The sequence below is a fragment of the Methanohalophilus levihalophilus genome (assembly GCF_017874375.1).
Taxonomy (GTDB): Archaea; Halobacteriota; Methanosarcinia; order Methanosarcinales; family Methanosarcinaceae; genus Methanohalophilus; species Methanohalophilus levihalophilus.
The window spans coordinates 608957-629398 of record NZ_JAGGLK010000002.1 but is presented as its reverse complement, the minus strand read 5'-3'; the positions used below and the strand labels follow the sequence as shown (position 1 = coordinate 629398).

17 protein-coding genes and 1 tRNA gene are annotated in these 20442 nt (G+C 44.6%); 2 read left to right on the top strand and 16 right to left on the bottom strand.

What is annotated here, in order from left to right:
- Positions 1-105 precede the first annotated feature (105 nt).
- The 3 genes from J2755_RS07000 to J2755_RS06990 are packed head-to-tail and all read right to left on the bottom strand — an operon-like array spanning position 106 to position 4706.
- Entirely contained in the window at positions 106-2139 is a 2034-nt protein-coding gene (locus J2755_RS07000; RefSeq protein ID WP_209681267.1) for a thioredoxin domain-containing protein, read from the bottom strand.
- A 6-nt stretch (positions 2140-2145) separates the two neighbouring features.
- A complete protein-coding gene (locus tag J2755_RS06995; protein WP_209681265.1) occupies positions 2146-3000 on the bottom strand; it encodes a 2-oxoacid:ferredoxin oxidoreductase subunit beta in 855 nt (284 codons plus the stop codon).
- A gap of 2 nt (positions 3001-3002) precedes the next feature.
- Complete coding sequence (locus tag J2755_RS06990; protein ID WP_342591070.1) at positions 3003-4706, bottom strand: 2-oxoacid:acceptor oxidoreductase subunit alpha; 1704 nt, start codon at positions 4704-4706, stop codon at positions 3003-3005.
- Between the two features lie 159 nt (positions 4707-4865).
- Here J2755_RS06990 and J2755_RS06985 point away from each other — a divergent pair, with 159 nt between their 5' ends.
- On the top strand, positions 4866-5267 hold the full coding sequence (locus J2755_RS06985) for a hypothetical protein (RefSeq protein WP_209681263.1): 402 nt from the start codon (positions 4866-4868) through the stop codon (positions 5265-5267).
- Between the two features lie 20 nt (positions 5268-5287).
- On the opposite strand, the gene J2755_RS06980 is transcribed toward J2755_RS06985, so the two are convergent.
- A tRNA-Arg gene (locus tag J2755_RS06980) sits at positions 5288-5359 on the bottom strand.
- A 142-nt stretch (positions 5360-5501) separates the two neighbouring features.
- Here J2755_RS06980 and J2755_RS06975 point away from each other — a divergent pair.
- Positions 5502-7082 (top strand): PAS domain-containing sensor histidine kinase, encoded by a 1581-nt coding sequence (locus tag J2755_RS06975; protein WP_209681261.1) that lies wholly within the window; start codon positions 5502-5504, stop codon positions 7080-7082.
- 4 nt (positions 7083-7086) lie between these two features.
- Here the strand turns inward: J2755_RS06975 and J2755_RS06970 are convergent, their stop codons facing one another.
- The 12 genes from J2755_RS06970 to J2755_RS06915 form a co-directional block, all read right to left on the bottom strand.
- Positions 7087-7287: a helix-turn-helix transcriptional regulator gene (locus J2755_RS06970; protein WP_209681259.1), complete on the bottom strand. Its 201-nt coding sequence runs from the start codon at positions 7285-7287 to the stop codon at positions 7087-7089.
- Between the two features lie 95 nt (positions 7288-7382).
- A complete protein-coding gene (gene rpsJ / locus J2755_RS06965; RefSeq protein ID WP_209681257.1) occupies positions 7383-7694 on the bottom strand; it encodes a 30S ribosomal protein S10 in 312 nt (103 codons plus the stop codon).
- Between the two features lie 33 nt (positions 7695-7727).
- The gene (gene tuf, locus J2755_RS06960; protein WP_209681255.1) at positions 7728-8993 is read right to left on the bottom strand and encodes a translation elongation factor EF-1 subunit alpha; all 1266 of its coding nucleotides are present in this window, start codon (positions 8991-8993) and stop codon (positions 7728-7730) included.
- Positions 8994-9104: 111 nt separating this feature from the next.
- Entirely contained in the window at positions 9105-11297 is a 2193-nt protein-coding gene (locus J2755_RS06955; protein WP_209681253.1) for an elongation factor EF-2, read from the bottom strand.
- A gap of 33 nt (positions 11298-11330) precedes the next feature.
- Complete coding sequence (locus tag J2755_RS06950) at positions 11331-11891, bottom strand: 30S ribosomal protein S7 (RefSeq protein ID WP_209681251.1); 561 nt, start codon at positions 11889-11891, stop codon at positions 11331-11333.
- Between the two features lie 3 nt (positions 11892-11894).
- Positions 11895-12323, bottom strand: a complete 429-nt coding sequence (locus tag J2755_RS06945; protein ID WP_209681249.1) for a 30S ribosomal protein S12 — start codon at positions 12321-12323, stop codon at positions 11895-11897.
- A gap of 47 nt (positions 12324-12370) precedes the next feature.
- Positions 12371-12796, bottom strand: coding sequence for a NusA-like transcription termination signal-binding factor (locus J2755_RS06940; RefSeq protein ID WP_209681246.1), 426 nt, complete (start codon positions 12794-12796; stop codon positions 12371-12373).
- A 19-nt stretch (positions 12797-12815) separates the two neighbouring features.
- A complete protein-coding gene (locus J2755_RS06935; RefSeq protein WP_209681244.1) occupies positions 12816-13106 on the bottom strand; it encodes a 50S ribosomal protein L30e in 291 nt (96 codons plus the stop codon).
- 67 nt (positions 13107-13173) lie between these two features.
- Positions 13174-14301 (bottom strand): DNA-directed RNA polymerase subunit A'', encoded by a 1128-nt coding sequence (rpoA2, locus tag J2755_RS06930; RefSeq protein WP_449288781.1) that lies wholly within the window; start codon positions 14299-14301, stop codon positions 13174-13176.
- A 29-nt stretch (positions 14302-14330) separates the two neighbouring features.
- Positions 14331-16976, bottom strand: coding sequence for a DNA-directed RNA polymerase subunit A' (locus tag J2755_RS06925; RefSeq protein ID WP_209681240.1), 2646 nt, complete (start codon positions 16974-16976; stop codon positions 14331-14333).
- A gap of 12 nt (positions 16977-16988) precedes the next feature.
- Positions 16989-18803: a DNA-directed RNA polymerase subunit B gene (gene rpoB / locus J2755_RS06920; protein ID WP_209681238.1), complete on the bottom strand. Its 1815-nt coding sequence runs from the start codon at positions 18801-18803 to the stop codon at positions 16989-16991.
- Positions 18796-20388, bottom strand: a complete 1593-nt coding sequence (locus J2755_RS06915) for a DNA-directed RNA polymerase subunit B'' (protein ID WP_394357563.1) — start codon at positions 20386-20388, stop codon at positions 18796-18798. Before J2755_RS06915 ends, rpoB begins: the two co-directional genes overlap by 8 nt.
- Positions 20389-20442: the final 54 nt, after the last annotated feature.

Here is a 20442-nt window from a genome sequence, read left to right as displayed (position 1 = left end):
TGCCGGATAATAACTTCAATACTTTGAAAAGTACATTGTCATCGCATATAAACTACAAAGTACGCCTGGATCGAAACAATGTTTCTAAAAAATATGATTTCTTCGTCACTCACCCAACAACCGCTCCAGCTCAGCTGGGTCAGTCACCGGCGGGCTGCAGCTTCCCTCATGGCAAACATAGGCTGTGGCCTTTCCTTCAATTTTTTGCATGTCCTTTGTGTATGGTGCAATTTCTTCAAGAATGGACGATGAAGCCTGATCCTTTAGCATGTACACGGCAACAGGACGAAAGCCTGATTGGACTGTATCCAGAAGCTTCTGTGCGTCTTCTTCACCCTTCTCCCCCACAATCACAACATGTTTCCCGTAAATCCCCATACCGAATCCCGTAATCATAAAGGAATATGAAGGAGGAGATCGCAGGATCATATCTGAAAAGCTCAGGAGGGTATCTTCTGCATATTTCCTGAATCTGCTGTTCCCGGTTATATGGAACAACCTGAAAAGGTTGTAGACACACATGGAATTTCCGCTGGGATAAGCCCCGTCAAACACTTTCTTGGTCCTCTGAGGTAGCTCATGGGAGGCTGATGAAGTGAAGAAGAATCCTCCCTCTTCTTCATCCCAGAAACGATTGATAGCTTCTTCCATCAAGTCAACAGCGGTTTTGAGATAGGTAACATCAAGAGTCGATTCATACAGTTCAGTCATTCCCCATGCAAAGAATGCATAATCGTCAAGGAACCCTTCCACACTTTTACCACTTTCATGGAAGTTGTGAGTCAATCCCTTCTCACCAAACATGTTTTCCCGGACAAAGTCAGCAGCTCTTTTTGCCTCCTTCAGGTAATCATCGTTTTCGCAAACCCGGGCTGCTATTGAAAGGGCTGCTATCATCATGCCATTCCAGTCAGCGAGAACTTTGTCGTCAAGGCCGGGATGATCCCGCAACCCCCTTTTTTCAAAAAGCTTTTGTCTCATCCCAGCAAGCTGTTCAATGGTTTCAGCGGATGACTCAATGTTGCCGTTTTGGCCAGTAATTTTTCTCAGAGCATTTGACTGAGGGCCCTGACTTCCGGGCACCGGAACAAGTTTGAAATGCCTGAAGAAAAGTGAAGTATCGGCTTTTCCAAGAATTTCTTCTATTTCTTCTACTGACCACAAATAGAAGATACCTTCCTCCCCATTGACATCGGCATCTTCGGCGCAATAAAATGCACCTTCCGGGTGTTGCAGGGATGACATGGAATAAGCCAGAACTTCTTCAGCGACAGCTTTGTATTCAGCAGTTTCAGTCGCCTGATACGCTTGCAGGTAGGAAATGGTCAGCATTGCCTGATCATAGAGCATTTTCTCAAAATGCGGGATATCCCATTCACTGTCGGTGGAATAGCGGTGGAAACCACCCCCCAGATGGTCGAATATCCCCCCATCTGCCATAGAGGAAAGGGTTTTCTCAACCAGCTCAAGGGCGCGATCCGAATCCATTATTTCATAGTATTGGAGCAGGAATAACAGCAGGGAGGGGGATGGGAATTTGGGGGCCGGGCCAAAGCCGCCGTTTCTCCAGTCAAAGGTTCCCAGAAGCATCGAGTATGTTTGATCAAATAGAGCAGGAGTAAGTGCACCTTTTACTTTAGGACGATTGTCGGGAAGAGTTGACATTGCCTGCTCCTCAATCTCATCTCTCTGATTTTCCCATAGCTCGGTAACTTTATTTAGTAAATCGATTACACCCAGTTGTCCAAACCTGTTTTCTTTCGGGAGATAAGTAGCTGCGTAGAATGGCTTCCGCTCAGGAGTCATGATTATCGTAAGAGGCCAGCCGCCCCTTCCGGTCATTGCCTGACATGCATCCATGTAAAAATCATCAACATCTGGCCTTTCTTCCCTATCCACCTTTATTGAAATAAAATGGGAATTCAGCAGAGCTGCAACTTTCTTATCCTCAAAGGATTCCTCGGCCATCACATGACACCAATGACAGGAGGAATATCCTATTGAAAGGAAAACAGGAATATCCAGACTCAGGGCTTTCTCAAACGCCTCATCAGACCACGGATACCAGTCTACAGGATTGTTAGCATGCTGCCGGAGATAAGGGCTGCTTTCCCCGGCAAGCCTGTTTTGAGTGGCCATAAATCCTCACATGAAGCTCTTCATGACATCAATGAGTTCTTCAGGATCATATTTCTGCTTCACAAGTGGGCCCTTTTCAAGCACTGGCTGTTTGGATTCAAAGCTTGTCGAATCATGTTTGTAGAACACACCTGTAGGAATACGTTCTCCCCATTCCAGTGTTTTCTCGAAGGCTTTGATACGATCGGTGGGATCATAGCCCTCATCTTCCAGCTTATAGACCCTTTCCTTGTACCAGCTGTATGTATTGAGTTTATTGAAGCTAATACAGGGTTGCAGGATGTCCACCAGAGAAAAACCGGGATGTTCAACTGCTTCCGCAATCAATGAAGACAGGTGTTCGATGTCACCGGCAAAACCACGGGAAACGAAGGTACAACCAAGAGAAATAGCCACAGCCAGAGGATTGAAAGGTGTATTGATAACTCCATGTGTCTGTATTTTGGTTTTCATTCCCGGTTCACTCGTCGGAGAAGCCTGCCCCTTTGTAAGGCCGTAGATCTGGTTATCATGAGCAATAAGAGTAATATCAGGATTCCGGCGAAGGGCATGGATGAAGTGATTTCCACCTTCACCGTAGGAATCACCGTCCCCCCCTACTGCAATAACCGTAAGTTCAGGATTTGCCAGTTTGGCCCCTGTTGCCGGAGGAAGAGTGCGCCCATGTAAGCCATTGAAAGTGTTACACTTCAGGTAGTGCGGAAGCTTGCCTGATTGTCCGATTCCAGAAACCATCAAGACTTCATGCGGTTCCTTGTCAAGACTCACAAGTGCTTTTTTGACTGCTGCAAGTATGCTGAAATTGCCACATCCGGGACACCACTCAGTGTCACCTGCTTTGTAATCGTCAAGAGTTACCATCCTCAGACCACCTCCTTCTCTTCAAGTTCCCTTATTATCGACTTTGGAGTAAACGGCAGACCATCGTAGCGCAGTATCTTGTCACTAACTTCAAAACCGAGTTCCGTGCGCAGGAGCTGAGCGAATTGTCCTGTGGCGTTATTTTCCACACATACAGTATGGTTTAGTCCATCCATCAGAAGTCCGATATCACCCTCGTGGAGCGGATAAATATCACTGAAATGAACAAGATTTATGGAAACTTCATCCTCATTGAGAATATCCACCGCCTCGGCAAGTGGGCCGAATGTGGAACCCCAGCCAATCAGGGAAATGTCCGCATTCTCCAGACCATGGATGATCGGTAGCTGCATATCTTCCTTCAGGCCATCAAGTTTTCTCAGCCTTTTTTCATTCATGCGTATTCTGTTTTCAATAGTCTGGTCAATGTGGCCTTCTTCATTATGTTCGTCACTATCAGCCACCACAAGCACACCTGCCTGACCCGGCAGTGCCCTTGGGGAAATTCCGGAATCGGTAATCTCATAACGGCGATAGTCCCCCATCTTCTTTAATTCCCTGTCAGATAGCAAATGCCTTTCAATTGTTACATGAGAAAGATCAAAATTCTCGTATGTAAACAATGCATCCGCAAGATACTGATCACTCATGAGAATGACAGGTATCTGATACTTGTCCGCAATATTGAATGCCCGCATTGTCTGGTAAAAAGCATCCCTTGGAGTTCTGGGAGCAAGAATACATCTCGGTATCTCTCCCTGTGCTGCATGAAGAGCAAATTGAAGGTCAGCCTGCTCGGTCATTGTGGGAAGACCTGTTGCCGGCCCAGGGCGCTGGGATAGGAAAACTACTACAGGGGTTTCTGTCATTCCTGCAAGCCCAAGGGCTTCGGTCATGAGACAGAATCCCCCGCCTGAAGTCGTAGTCATTGCCCTTACACCTGCAAAGGAAGCACCTATTGCCATGTTTAGGGCTGCAACTTCGTCCTCTGCCTGCTCTACTATGGCATTGAAACGATCAGCATATTTTGCCACAAAAGTCATGACACCCGTTGAAGGTGTCATTGGATAAGAAGAAACCAATTGCACTCCTGCTGCCAGTGCACCAAACCCAACTGCATCATTTCCATCGATCAGTATCCTTCCATCAACAGGATTGGGGGTTAAATCAAATTTGCAAACCCCTTTAAACTTCCCATCCTGCACATAATCATAGCCAGCCTTTGCAGCAGCAATGTTTTTCTCAATTATTTCCTCGCCCTTCTTCTCGAAAATCTCTGAGAGTAGAGTATTGAGGCATGAAAGATCATAGCAAAGAATACCGAAAACCGCACCTACTGCGACAGTATTGGAAAATAGCTTATTCCCGCTGACTTCCTTTGCTATGTCAACAAATGGGATAGAAATAACATTTTCCGGAGTCGTATCATTTACTGCAGCCTCATCAGCAACAACAAATCCATCCTGCACCTCTTCAAGATGCTGCGTAATGGATGCTTCATCAAGCGCAACTAAAATATCCAGTTCTTCTTTTATGGCTTGAACAGGATGATCACTTACACGAATCTGGAAAAAGTTGTGTCCACCTCTCACGCGGGAAAGGTAAAACTGACTCCCAAAAACATGGAAACCATCTCTTAAGAAGGTTTTTGAAAGAACCGTACCTATTGTCTGGATGCCCTGACCTGCGGCACCACCTATCTTTATGCTTATATCAACTATGGTAAACCCCCCGGCATATCACATAAACTACAACTGTAAAAGTTATGTCCTTTTCGGCAAAGACATTAAGAAACCCTTATCTAGATTAAGCCATCTTTTATCTCAATTATAATAGAAGCATCCATAAATTCAAGAGGATACAAGATGGAAGAGATTGACCTTTACCTTGAAAAAATTAACAATAACGTCTTGAAATCAACTGACATCGACCTTATCGTGAAAATGATGCAGGAAGATACCAAGAAGGGGCGCATAAAATCCGAGAAGGATGACCTGCAATGGTTTGACCTCTACAAATTTGGTCTTGATGAACTGGAATTAAGTCTCAGAGGCGGATCAAAAATGCGCGTCGGTGACTGGAGACAGAACCTTGATTACAGCAAGGCACGCTTTTTTGTGGATGATATGGAAGAAAAAGGTCTCATTAACAATGTTTCCTGGCACACTCAGGGAGTTGTTATTTTTGACATACCAAACCCTGAAGTCTACAGGATACATCTCTGCCACAAAATAAGAGAACACCTTTGTAAATTATATTGTATTTAATATAAACAAATCAATTTTAGCGGGCCTGCCGGGAATCGAACCCGGGTTCTAAGCTCCGGAGGCTTAAGTGATATCCTCTACACTACAGGCCCATCAGCTTCTGTTTTATAGTTAATGTCCGGATATAAACTTATCCTACACAGGACATATATACTTAAACTTCCATAAAATGATTGTAATTGTATTTTTGTTGCTCACAATCATACACCTATTGTTATACGAGGGGATAAAAACGTGTCTGCATCTGAATATCATAATATTAATGAGAATACGGCTTCTTTGAGTTGTGCGGGAATTGATGAAGAACGAATTAAGAGCCTCGAAAGCAAAATTGATAATCTGGAAACGTTTATCCAGCAGCATGTTAACACACTAAATGACGTTGTTTTTTCAGTTGACGGAACCGGCGTGTTTACATACATAAACCCTGCAATTGAGAGGATAACCGGCTACAAGCCTGAAGAAGTAATTGGTACGAATTTTGCCCGTTATGTCCACCCGGATGATTTGGAAGGCCTTCTTCAGGACATGAGCAGAACTATTGCCGGAGTATACAATCCGTATATGTTTCGCATTATTGACAAGACGGGGAACATTAAATATGTCCATACCTCATCAAAACCAATATTTGAAAATGATCAGGTGGTAGGACTTAACGGTGTAATGGTTGATATTGGTAAATTGAAAAAAGTTGAGAAACAACTCCAGGTTGAAAAGGAAAGAGCAAACAGGTATCTGGACATCGCCGGGGTAATTATTTTCGTTCTTGACACTGATTTTAATATTCGCCTTGTAAATCAGAAAGCATGCGAAACACTTGGGTACACCAGAAAATGGCTTCTCGGAAGCAACTGGTTCGATCTTATGAAGTTCCCTGAAGATCTCGAACAATCCAAAATTATTTTCCGGGATATATTAGACAGTAAATACAAATTTGCAAGCTCTGAAAATAGGATCTTGAATTTTAATCGCAAGGAATTGCTCATTGAGTGGAAATATTCGGCATATATTGATCAGGAAGAGAATATTTCCGGGATAATGCTTGCGGGAGAGGACATTACAAAAAAGAGGGAGTTTGAAAACAATCTCATAAAGGCAAAAATCCTTGCAGAAGAAGCGAACCGTACAAAGGATCAATTTATTACAACCATGAGTCATGAGTTGCGAACTCCGTTAAATTCTGTAATTGGTTTTTCTGAAGTACTGAAGACTGAGCGACCCGGCAAAATTAATGATAAACAGAGACGTTACCTTGACAATGTTTTGAAAAGCGGCCAGCATCTTCTTGAGCTAATAGACTCAATTCTGGAAATGTCTTATATTGAGAGCGGCAACACAGATTTCACATTAAGTTGTTTTGATTACAGGAAAGTACTAAATGCCCAAATAAATTCATTCAATATAATTGCAAGAAGCAAAAACATTGACATAAAGAATACTATGGATATCGCAATTGGAGAAATATGCGCTGACAAAACAAAAGTAGAAGAAATACTCTACAATTTGATAGACAACGCAATAAAGTTCACAGAACCCGGCCACTCTGTGTATATCAACTCAGTAAAGGAAAAAGACAATCTTATGATATCAATCAGTGATACAGGAATCGGGATTGATAATACTTATATGAAAGAGATTTTTGAGCCATTCTGGCAGCTTGATTCATCCCTGAATAGAAAGTATCAGGGAACCGGCCTGGGGCTTAGTCTCGTGAAAAGTTTCGTTGAAATGCATGGAGGAAAAATAGAAGTGGAAAGCGAGCCGGGTGTCGGGACGACTTTCACCGTATCCCTCCCCTGCACTAAAAAAGGATAAGAAATTACTCATCTGAAGGTCCGTAATAGCATCTTTTGGGAGAGCAGACAAGTCCCCTGTTTTTCAGAGCTTTAATGGCTTGACTGACAACTTTACTATCAAGACCTGTTTCTTTTGCCACATCACCTGGCCTCATGGGTTTTTCGGATTCTTTCAATGCTTTATAGACAAGTTTCTCATTTTCATCCTGAGGTTCAGTTACCATAAAATCACCACTGTAATAATAAATGAATTTCTAGATATAGTTAACTAATCGAAATAAAGAAAATAAAAAAGGAATCAGAGGACTTTGCCCCTGAATTAAGCCTGAAGTACGATTTCAATGTTGATGTCTTTGGGAACCTGAATGCGCATTAACTGACGCAATGCGCGTTCGTCGGCTGCAATGTCAATCAGCCTTTTGTGGACACGCATCTCCCAGTGATCCCAAGTCGCAGTACCGTCACCGCTAGGACTCTTGCGGGTAGGTACTACCATTTTTTTGGTAGGCAGAGGCACCGGACCGGAAATACTAACACCGGTACGTTCTGCAATAGCTTTAACTTGCTCGCAGACACCATCCAGATCTACCGGACTGATACCTGACAATCTTATTCTTGCTTTCTGTGCCATGATAATCCCCAACCTGAAAAAAGGTTGAGAGTGTTATTTCTGTTTAACACTCATGCACATGCCAGCAGCAATGGTCATACCCATATCACGGATAGCGAACCTTCCGAGCTGTGGGATTTCTTTTACAGGCTCGATAACCATTGGCCTTGTTGGCTTGATGGTAACGATTGCTGCATCACCAGCTTTGATGAATGTTGGGTTCTCTTCCTTAACCTGACCGGATTTTGGATCAAGTTTCTTGTCGATAGACATGAGAGTACATGCTGTCTGGGTTGTGTGACAGTGGAATACAGGTGTGTAACCCACGGTGATTGCTGATGGGTGCTGAAGCACTACAATCTGACCGACGAATTCGTCTGCAACACTTGGTGGGTTTGCAGTTGGACCACAGACGTCACCACGTCTTACATCACCCTTACCGATACCCCTGACGTTCCATCCAATGTTGTCACCAGGTACAGCCTGTGGGACTTCTTCGTGGTGCATTTCAATGGATTTTACCTCACCGGTTGCGCCACTTGGGTTAAAGATAACATTGTCACCTTTCTTCATAACACCGGTTTCGACACGTCCTACTGGGACGGTACCAATACCGGAAATGGAGTATGCATCCTGAACTGGGATACGGAGTGGAAGAGTGTCTGGCTTTTCAGGTTCTACAAGTGCGTTGAGGGACTCAAGGATTGAAGGACCTGTGTACCATGGTGTGTTTGCGCTCTTCTCGGAGATGTTGTCACCTTCGAATGCAGAAGTTGGAATGAATGGAATCTCGGAAGCCTTGAAACCGACCATACCGAGAAGTTGGGATACTTCTTCCTTGACAGCGTTGTATCTGTCTTCGCTGTAGTCTGCTGCATCCATCTTGTTAACTGCAATGATCAACTGATTGATACCGAGGGTCCTGGAAAGGAAAACGTGTTCCTTGGTCTGGGCCATTACTCCATCAGGTGCTGCAACTACGAGAATTGCTGCATCTGCCTGGGAAGCACCGGTAATCATGTTCTTGACGAAGTCACGGTGACCTGGACAGTCTACGATAGTGAAGTAGTACTTGTCGGTGTCGAATCTCTTGTGTGCGATATCGATGGTGATACCCCTCTCACGTTCTTCCTTGAGGGAGTCCATTACCCATGCGAATGCAAAGGATTCTTTACCTTTCTCTTTTGCTTCTGCCTTGTATTTCTCAATGAGGTGAGCTGGTACTGCGCCAGTCTCGAACATGAGTCTTCCTACAAGTGTGGACTTTCCGTGGTCAATGTGACCGATAACTGCTAAGTTCATGTGTGGTTTCTCAGCCATTTAAACTTCTCCTGTTAAATTTGATTTGGATTTTGGTGGTTTAATAGTCCTTTACACGTTTAAACCTTTCCGCAGGTAACCCAACTTTTAATGTGAGAAAGAGGACCTCTCTCACATACTCAGATAGTCGGATGCCTGTGGAAGTTCTGCTTTCAGGCCCTTCCTTTCCCTGATTCCCTTCACAATGTCTGCGATCATGTTGGTTGGGAGGGTTTCAAAGCCTGCAAACTCTGTACTCCACATTGCCCGTCCTTCAGTAGCAGAGCGAATATCGCCTGCAAATCCGAAGAGCTCGGACACCGGAGCCTTTGATTCAATAATTGTGGTATCTCCTTCAGAGGTCATGTTGATAATAATTCCGCGGCGACCCTGGATTTCTTTTGTAGCTCCACCCATCTGCATCTGTGGTACCTGGACGAAAACTTTCTGGTATGGTTCCAGCATAGTGTCTTCAGCCATAAGCATTGCAGCCTGAATTGCCTGCCTTGATGCAGGAATTACCTGTGCAGGACCACGGTGGACAGCATCCTCGTGGAGTTTTGCATCCATGAGTTTGACTTTTACACCCATACATGGTTCTCTTGAAAGAGGACCTGCCTTCATAACTTCCTCGAAACCTTCCAAAATCAATTCCATGGTTTCGTTGAGGTGCTGGATACCTTTGGTCATGTCGAAGTAAGCATTGCTTTCAAAGATATCAACAATGTTCTTTGCTTCTTCCTTGTCCATGCCTGCCTCAATGAGTTTCTCCCTTCTTTCAAGTTCAGGAAGTCTCATGGAAATTTCGCCTTCACGAATGAGATCGACTACTGCCTGCTCAAGAGGTTCAACAACAACGTAGAACCTGTTGTGACGGTTAGGTGATTTACCTTCAACCGGACCTGCTGTAGTACGGATGGTTTCACGGTAAACTACAATAGGTGGTGTGGTAGTAATTTCTACACCTTTGTCACGCTCAATCCTGTGAGCAATAACCTCAAGGTGCAATTCACCCATGCCTGCCATAAGGTGTTCACCGGTTTCCTCATTCAGAGTAACTTTAAGTGTTGGGTCCTCCTTTGCAACCTGCCTGAGTACTTCAACAAGTTTTGGAAGGTCCTTCATGTGTTTTGCTTCGATAGCAACTGTAACTACAGGTTCACTTGCATGTTTGATACTCTCGAATGGATCCATGCCTTCAAGTGTTGTAACTGTTGAACCTACAATTGCATCTTTAAGACCGGTAACTGCTGCAATATTTCCTGCAGGAATCCTCTCCACTTCAAGTCTCTCTGGACCCATGAAGATACCGACCTGCTGAATCCTGTTCTTGCCAGCTGCACCTGAAACATAAACTTCCAGACCACGTGAGAGTGAACCACCGAAAAGTCTTCCTGTGGCAACTTCACCGGCATGAGGATCGGTGGAAATGTTAGTAACCATGAAAGCGAGATCGCCATCATCGTCTGCATTCTTCATAGCAGTTCCTATTTTGGAGTCCATGTCGCCATGCCAGATAACCCTGACACGATCTTCCTGTGCTTCAATTGGACTTGGAAGGTGCCTGATAACCATATCGTTGACAGCTTCATGAAGCTGGCATTTTTCTGCCAGGGCTTTCATATCTTCAGCACGGCAGTAATCATAAACTTCGCCAAATGAAACACCTGTCTTCTGCATCATTGGAACACTGATAGCCCAGTTGTAAAGTGCGGAACCAAAAGCAACAGTACCATTGGCTGCATCAACACGCCAGCCGGCATTGTAGCGCTCTTCGTTCATTCCCTTAATGAGCTTGTTTACGTGATCAATGAGTTTGCCCAGACGAATCTGCATTTCCTGAGCATCTACCTGAAGTTCGTTGATAAGCCTGTCAACCTTGTTAATGAAAAGAACAGGTTTTACATGTTCCTTAAGTGCCTGCCTGAGAACTGTTTCAGTCTGTGGCATTGTGCCTTCTACAGCATCAATAACTACAACTGCACCGTCTACAGCACGCATGGCACGAGTTACGTCACCACCAAAGTCAACGTGACCAGGTGTGTCAATCAGGTTAATGAGATATTCCTCGCCATCATACTCGTGGACCATCGAAACGTTTGCCGAGTCAATTGTGATGCCCCTTTCCTGTTCCTCTTCATCAGAGTCCATGAAAAGCTGGCGACCAGCAAGTTCCTTGGAAATCATTCCTGCACCAGCAAGAAGGTTATCGGAAAGTGTGGTTTTACCGTGATCAATATGTGCAACAATTCCGATGTTTCTGATCATTTCCGGGCTGTTCATCAGCGCTGTGACGCGCTCAACCATTTTCTTCCTTCGTCCCATATCTAAAACCTACGTAATTAATATGATAATGGATTAACGTGCAGCCTTTGCTACCCTTTCCTTTGCATCCTTACGGTTAATTGAGAAGCATTTTGCATCCCTGTTGGAAGCTGCAATGAGTTCTGCTGCAAGGCAACTGGCGACAGAGCGCTTGGATTTGAATGCTGCCTGCTTGCTACCAACACAAATGTACCTTAGAGCATTGTCAACCCTTCTCTGGGGAGCGGTATCTACTGCTTTGGGAACGGAAATACCACCGTACTTAAGTCTTACAACTTCTTCACGTGGACCGGCATTGGCAATTGCTTCAACCAGTACCTGTACAGGGTTTTTGTCAGTCTTGGAATTAATAATATCAAAAGCTTCGTCAACAATGCTGATTGTACGCTGTTTTTTACCGGTGTTTTGTTCACCGCGCATCATGTTATTAATAAGACGCTCAACAATAGAAATTTCAGATTTGTTGAACTGCTGCCTTGCGTGTTTTCCACAAGTATTAGGAACAATTACTGGCTCGAGACTCACGTAGCGCCTGATTCCAGCATCAGCAACCTCTACCTCGGACATATCCCATTTGTCAAATAACTTATACATAGATTATCTCCTTGGCTTCTCTTTCCTTCCGATTACCATTTCCCTCAGGCTTACACTGTTAACGGCAATAACTTTGAAACGGACACCTGGGATATCACCCATAGCACCACCCATACGGCCACCAATCCTTTCCACGGTTACTTCATCGTGTTCATCAATGAAATTGATTGCACCGTCGCCTGGACAGAATGCAGTTGCCTGCCTTCCGTTTTTGATAAGCTGAATTCTTACACATTTCCTGATAGCGGAGTTTGGCTGTTTAGCCTCAACACCTACTTTCTCAAGAACAATACCGCGACCCTGTGGAGCACCTCCAAGTGGATCAGATTTTACATTCAATCCTAAGGTACGCCTGCTGTAGCGTGAATCTCTCCACCTTGCATTTTGGCGGACAGATTTGAGTCTATGAGCTGCATATTTCCCGTTTGGCATTTAATAACCTCCAAATAACTTATAAATCAAGATGACCTCGAATTTTATCACTGCAATATCACATCGTCAATATTATGGTGTCGATTTACAATCCTTTTTATCATATCAATATTTCGACCGTTTTTCCCGATAGCAAGACCTTTCTCGGAAGCCGACACTTCGACCAGAGCCTGTCTTTTCCCGTTTGATGACCTTATGCTCACTGCCTTCACAGACACAGTCCCAAAGGCATTTTTGACAAAGGTCACTGGATCCTCGGAATACTCTATCAGGTCAATATGCCTGTCAACCGCTTTTTTGAAGCGGTTTATGTGATCGCCGTGTCTGCCTATTGCAGCACCCATGTCACCATTTTTGACCACATATACAAGCCTGCCTTCATCAACAAGACAATCCTTGATAGACGCTCCGGTCATACTTTCAAACAGGGCTATATATCTTATAGCATCCGTTGAAAGCTTGATATCGCTCAAAAATACAACACCCTCTATTTTAAATTAATGCCAGTATGTCCGACTCACCTGCATCAATAACTGCAAGTGCGGAAATGGTAAATGGTTTACCACATGCCGTTCGTCCAAGTTCCACGCTGGTTCCCGGATAAACGTATACAGGCACATTTATATCTTCGAGTTTCTCCTTCAAGTCTAATGGGCAGTTGTCTGCAACTACCACCATCTTAGCTTCACCTTTTGCTACTGCATCAATGGTACTGTTAGCCCCGATCTTAACATCGCCGGTTCTTATAACACTCAACAGTGCTTTATCAACATTGATATCCATATTCCATCACTCGTTCATCTTTAAGAGCTTGTAATAAGCAATTCGCTATATTTATGTTCTGGTTGTATTAGTTTTCAAGAGGATTGCGGGCAACCAGATGTACATCACCCGTACCCAATTTGATCGGCTGCCCAACAATGATGTTTTCAGTTACACCATTTAAGGCATCTACTTCACCGCGGAGACCTGCATCAAGCAGGTGATTTACTGTCACTTCAAATGCTGCACGGGCAAAGACACTGGCTTTCTCTCCGGAAATACCGTGACGACCAATCTGTTTGACCTCGCCGTCACAGGTCATGATATCCGCAACAAGCATTATGTGCCTGATATCAACGGAAAGACCCTGTTCACGCAATGTGTCCATTGCTTCCTTAATGATTGCATTCCGGGCAGCTTCAATACCAAAGACATCGTGAATTTCACCGATGTTATTGGTAGTTGTTCGTGTCTTATCAACACCATCTATCTGAAGAACTGCAGCCAGTTCTGAACCTTCAGTATAGAGAGTATACTCATCACCATTCTTACGGATAACAACCCTTTTGATACCCTCAATACCTTTGAGGGTGATTGTCTTAATTTTCTTCGCAAGCTGAAGTAATTCCCTGTAAGAAGGAGATTCCGGAGTAACAATTATTTGATTTGTGACTGTTTTGGAGGGTGCAACATTGACCTTTAACTTTTCCTGCAACTTCTCAACAATTGATTCTTCATCGATCGCACGTTTGTTCATGGATCTTTCATTTAAATCAATTACAAGCTGCATGTTGGCCAGATCAGTTGTAACATCCGCCAAATGATCAATATGAGTGGCTTCAATTTCCCATCCGGTCTTTGTAGCCATGTCCCTGTCATCTGAAATATCATTTTCCAGATAAACAGTCATCATTGGTGTACTGGGGTTCTTCCTTGCATCCACAATTTCAATAAGCCTCGGAAGACCCAGGGTAACGTTAATTTCTGCGACACCCGCATAGTGGAAAGTACGCATTGTCATCTGTGTACCCGGTTCACCTATGGACTGTGCTGAGACAACTCCCACGGCTTCACAGGGTTCTACACATGATCTTTCATACTCTTCCAATACCCTTTCAATAATCTCTTCCATTTCTTTTTTGGTGACACCTACACTTACGGAGTCTTCCAAAAGGATCTGCTTCAGGTTATTGGATATGGGAAGGTCCTTTATCATACCTTCAATTGTCGCTTCGCTTATTGTCATTATTCCACCCCCTTACCTGTAACAGAACGAACAATCTTGTGAATCGTCTCGGGATTGTTGTAGTCACTCTTGGTGGAATCAATACCGTCCTCTCCATACTTGAACTGGACAATAACTCCACGGGTTTCCCTTACAGAACCATCATACTGGACTTCCAGATCCTGCAAAGCATTAACAAGCCTGCGTTGAAGATAACCTGACTGGGAAGTACGAACCGCAGTATCCACAAGACCTTCCCTACCACCAATTGAGTGGAAGAAATATTCTGTTGGGTTCAAACCACTCTTGTAGCTGGCTTTAACGAAACCGTGAGCATCTGCACCCAAGTCACCTTTGTCAAAGTGTGGAAGTGTACGACCTGCATAACCTCTGCGTATACGTTCACCACGTACCGCTTGCTGTCCTACACAGGCAGCCATCTGAGTAAGGTTCAACATTGAACCCCTAGCCCCGGATTTTGCCATAATCACAGCGGAATTTTCAAGACCAAGGTGATTTCCTGCAATTGTACCGGTATGGTCTCTGGCCTTACCGAGAGTCTGCATGATCTTCAATTCAATTGTCTCATCAAGGGTACGACCGGGCAATGGATCAAGTTCCTTGTTCTCGTATGCACGGATAAGATCTGCAACATCCTGCTCAGCTTTTTCAATTTCTTCGTCAATATTCATCCTTGCTTCACGTGGAATATCCTCGTCACTTATACCGAAACTAAGTCCGGTTTTCATGACTCCGCGAATTGCAAGTCTTGTTGAATCATCAACAAATTTAGCACCGGCAGCTGAGCCGTATTTCTTGGTAATCCTGTCAAGAACTGCACCCTTGAAAGCACCTATTGCTTTTTCATCGATTGTTCCCTTGATAAGTTCTCCATCGCGGATTACCACATACGCATCATACTCACACTCAATCTTCTTGCATGTATCACACTTGTAGCACACATTAGCCTGGAATTCCAAATCTAAATCATCCGGTAAAATCTGGCTGAAAATCTGTTTACCATTCCAGAAAGGTTCACCGTTTTCATCGTGGCCTGCCGGTTCAGGAAGGTTGTGAATTTCAGCTTTACGCAGAAGTTCCAGTGCTTCGTTTTTAGTGATGTGGTTCTCGTTACGTGTCAGCAGGAACATGCCTGAAATGTGGTCGTGAATTCCACCAATAATTGGTCCGCCGAAACGAGGGGAGAGAATATTTTCCTGTACCTGCATGAGGATGCTTGCTTCGGCACGTGACTCTTCGGTCTGCAGAACGTGCATGTTCATCTCGTCACCGTCAAAGTCAGCGTTGTATGGTGGACATACAGCCGGATTGAGTTTGAAAGTCTTGTCAGGGAGTACTTTGACCTTGTGAGCCATAATACTCATCTTGTGAAGGGAAGGCTGCCTGTTAAAGAGTACGATATCGCCATCCTGCATCTGCCTCTCAACAGTCCATCCAGGCTCGAGTTTTTCAGCCAATTCCTCTTTGTTAATTTCAGTGACTTTGATTCGTCTTCCATCGTCACGGATTACGTAATTTGCACCAGGGTGCTCTTCGCCGCCTCTCATGACATATGCACGCAGAAGTTCAAGATTTCTGGAAATTACCCTTACAGGAATAGTCATCTGCCTTGCAATTGCAAGCGGGACACCAACTTCATTGATGCTGAGGTTTGGATCCGGAGATACAACCGTACGTGCAGAGAAGTTGACACGTTTACCGGAAAGACTGCCCCTGAAACGACCTTCCTTACCTTTGAGACGCTGAGTAAGCGTCTTAAGTGGCCTTCCAGACCTGTGTCTTGCCGGAGGTACGCCTGAAACCTCATTGTCAAAGAAAGTAGTAACATGATACTGGAGCAATTCCCACAAGTCTTCGATAATCAACTGTGGAGCTCCCGCATCCCTGTTTTCCTGGAAACGCTGGTTAATCCTGATAATATCCACAAGCTTGTGAGTAAGATCATCTTCACTGCGCTGCCCTGATTCAAGAGTAATTGAAGGACGTACAGTTACAGGTGGTACCGGCAATACTGTCAGCACCATCCATTCAGGACGTGCGGTTGCCGGATTCATGCCCATTACTTTGATATCTTCATCAGGAATGTGTTCAAAGCGATCCCTAATCTCGGTAGCAGTCAATTTGTGACCATCTTCGATGTAATCGCTTGGTTTTTCAAACTTGATTTCGGATTGTTCATGACCACAATAAGGACATGTCTTGTTTTTACGAGCTTCCTTGAACACTTCGCTGATAACACCATCGGGTAGGTGAGTCATTTCTTCAAGTTTGGCAAATTGCTTAAGGAAAGCCTGTTTCTTTTTATCTTCAAGAAGAAGTCTGCTACAGTTGCTGCAAACCGAACGCAGAACTTTCCTGATAGTTTTATTGAACCCAACGTGGACAACCGGTGCCACAAGTTCAATGTGTCCGAAGTGACCCGGACATTCTCCTGCCCTTCCGCCACAGGTCTTACATCTAAGACCCGGATCAATCACACCAAGGCGGAGATCCATAAGACCCATGTCAATGGGGTACCCGTCATCATCATAGGTATCTGCAGCAATAATCGAAGTAACACTCATCTTACGGATTTCCCTCGGGGAAATAAGACCGAACTGAATCGAACCGATTCTTTTTGGAATAGAAGGTATTGAATTATCCATTTCGCTACCACCTCACACTGCATCTTCCAGCTGGAGTCTGGGAGCTACTCCCAGAGATTTGATTTCATCAAGCAACAATTTGAACGCATAACTCATTTCCACCGGGTGGATATCAGTTTCCGCGCCACAGTTGGAACAATACCGTATGTTCCTGCGCCTGTCAAATGTTGCAATCATTCCACAATTGGAACAAACAAGTTCCACGACTTTGTCAGATTCGTCAAGAAGCCTTTCCTTAAGAGTCATGGCAGCCCCATGGCCAATCAGCACATCTCGTTCCATTTCACCGAAACGAAGACCTCCCTCACGGGCACGACCTTCAGTTGGCTGACGGGTAAGAACCTGCACAGGACCTCTGGAACGGGCGTGTATCTTGGAAGCAACCATGTGATGGAGTTTCTGGTAAAGGATTACACCGACAAAAACGTCAGCCTGGATTTTCTTACCTGTAACACCGTCAAAGAACACTTCCTTGCCTGTATGAGAGAATCCGTGTTTTGCAAGACCTGCACGAAGGTCATCTTCCGGCTCTCCTGAAAAGGCAGTTGCTTTAATGCGGCGACCCTCAATTGAACCGACTTTACCACCAATCATTTCCAACACATGAGCTACAGTCATACGTGAAGGGATTGCGTGAGGATTAATTACAAGATCAGGAACCAATCCACTTTCAGTGAATGGCATGTCTTCAAAAGGAACTATCAAACCGATAACACCTTTCTGACCATGTCTTGATGCAAACTTGTCACCAATTTCAGGAATCCTCTGGTCACGTACTTTCACTTTGGCAAGACGCGTACCATTAATGGATTCAGTAAGAATTACAGTATCGACAACACCTTTTTCGTTGGAGCGCATGGTGATTGCACTTTCACGCCTCTGCTCAACGGTGATACCAAAATCAGTCTGCTCTTCAAGGAAACGTGGCGGACTGGTTTTACCGATAAGCACATCGTTTGGACCAACCTTGGTTTCAGGGTTGACAAGACCATCAACGTCAAGGTTTGCGTAAGCTTCAGCGCTCCTTGCACCACGGAATTCAGAGTCAGGAATTTCGAATTTATCTTCCTGTCCACCGGGGTAACGCCTTTCCTCACCTTCAAAGGTCCTGAGGAAATGGCTTCTTCCCAATCCTCTCTGGATTGAACCTTTGTTGAAAACCAGTGCGTCTTCAATATTGTAACCTTCGTAGGACATTACAGCCACGACAAAGTTTTGTCCTGCCGGCCTGTCATCGAAGTGAATAGACTCACAGGTGTGAGTTCTTGTGAGTGCACGCTGTGGGTAATGCAATACATGTGCACGCGTGTCCGGCCTCAGTTTGAGGTTAGATGTGGATACACCAATACACTGCTTAATCATAGCTGCACCCATAGTAATCCTCGGAGATGCATTGTGCTCAGGATAAGGAACCATTCCTGCACAAATTCCAAGAATCAGGGAAGGATCAATTTCAAGATGAGTGTGTTTTGGAGTAATGTCGTCTTCGTATAAAGCGACAAAAGCATTTTCCTCTTCTTCGGCATCGATGAACTCGATACAACCCTGTTTGAGAAGATCATCAAAAGATAGTTCTCCTGCCAGAAGCTGTTCAACCTGTTCGGAAGTAGCAAGAGGTTTGCCATCCTCCACAACAATCAGTGGCCTTCGGGCACGACCCATATCTGAGCTGATAATTACTTCGTGAATATCCTCATGAAGGGCAACATTGACCTGCGAAGAAATTACACCAGCTCTCCTTTGTTTCCTGATATCGTCAACCAGTTCAAAAGGATTATTGTGAGTACCAATTAATTCGCCATTAAGGAAAACTTTGGCTTCAGTCATTCAAATCCGCCTCCAAATTGATTGTTTTTTCAGAATCAAGATTTGCCTCCGGGAAATCACTGTAATTTACAATTTGATCGTCCCCTCCGGCAACATCTCCTTCTTCTTCGTAATCTGCTGCTTCCTCAGCCATTTTAATAACCTGTTCAGGAATGTGCAATTCCGCCGGCTGAACACCAAGTCCGTATATGATATTGCGAATTTGTTCACCTTCTTCAGTACCTGTGGACAGTTCAACCATCTGGGCGAAGTTTTTCACAAGACCACAGTTTGGCCCTTCAGGAGTTTCTGAAGGACACAATCTTCCCCATTGTGTTGGGTGCAAATCACGAGCTTCGAAGTGAGGCTGTGCCCTTGAAAGCGGGGAAATCACCCTTCTCAGGTGAGAAAGGGAAGAAATGTAATCAGTCCTGTCAAGAAGCTGGGAGACACCACTGCGGCCGCCTACCCAATTTCCGGTCGCAAGAGGATGCTGGAGTCTGTCTGTCAGGACATCTGCCCTTACAAGAGTTGCAACATTCAGGTCCCTGTTACGCATATTTGCGCGCTCTAGCTGGTATTTTATATCACGTGCAAGACGGTTGAAAGCTACCCTGAAAAGGTCTTCCATTAAGTCACCAGTGAGTTTGAGACGTTTGTTTGAGTAATGGTCTTTGTCATCAGGGTTACGACGACCAAGAGCAAGTTCAAAGCAGGATTCTGCCATCCTTCCAAGGAAGTGTGCCTTTGCAATCCTGTCTTCGGGATCATTCCCGAGATGTGGCAGAAGATAGCGGTCGATTACGTAGTTTGCACGCTTAATCTGATAATCACGTGCCTGGCCTGCAGCAACCCTTCCTCCGATTCTCTCGATTGCTTCCTCGGTTGTTTCAACTTCAGCTTCTTCGAGATTCTCGAACATGAATTTCATGATTTCACTGTCTGTTGAAACCGTCTTAACAACGTCCTCATCAGTCTCAATACCCAAAGAACGCATGAGTGTCACAAAATTGATACGGCCGGAAATAGATGGGAATGAAACTTCCAAGATGGACTTCCTGCCCCTTTCAACAACTACAAGGGCCCTGTAACCGCGTCTTTGGGAGAAAACCTTGGCAACCTCAATCGGATCGCCGTACCTTTCACCAAGCTCTGTTAGAATCTTGTTCGGAGCCAGATCCTCAAGGGTCATTACAACCCTTTCAGTACCATTAACAATGAAATATCCCCCGGGATCAAGTGGGTCTTCACCATGCTCCACCATTTCCCGGTCTGCAATGCCAACAAGATTGCATATCTGTGACTTGATCATGACAGGAAGTTGCCCGATTTTAGCTTCCCTTGGCTCGGATTCTTCCTCACCTTTCACAACACTCATTTCAAGGAAAATGGGTGCTGAATAAGAGAGGTTCCTGAGCCTTGCCTCATTGGGATAAAGGTTTTCAATTGCACCGTCTGCCTCCTTTACAACCGGTCTTTCAACCCTGATATTCCCTAATTTTACATAAACATCTTCAATATCGGTCTCGATGATCCCCTGCTCATCGACTACCTTCCGGAGACCATGATTAAGGAATTTATTGTATGAATCGATATGATGCTGCACGATTTTATCCTTGGTGAAATAAGCCTCTGAAAGAACACTTGTATCCAATGCGAT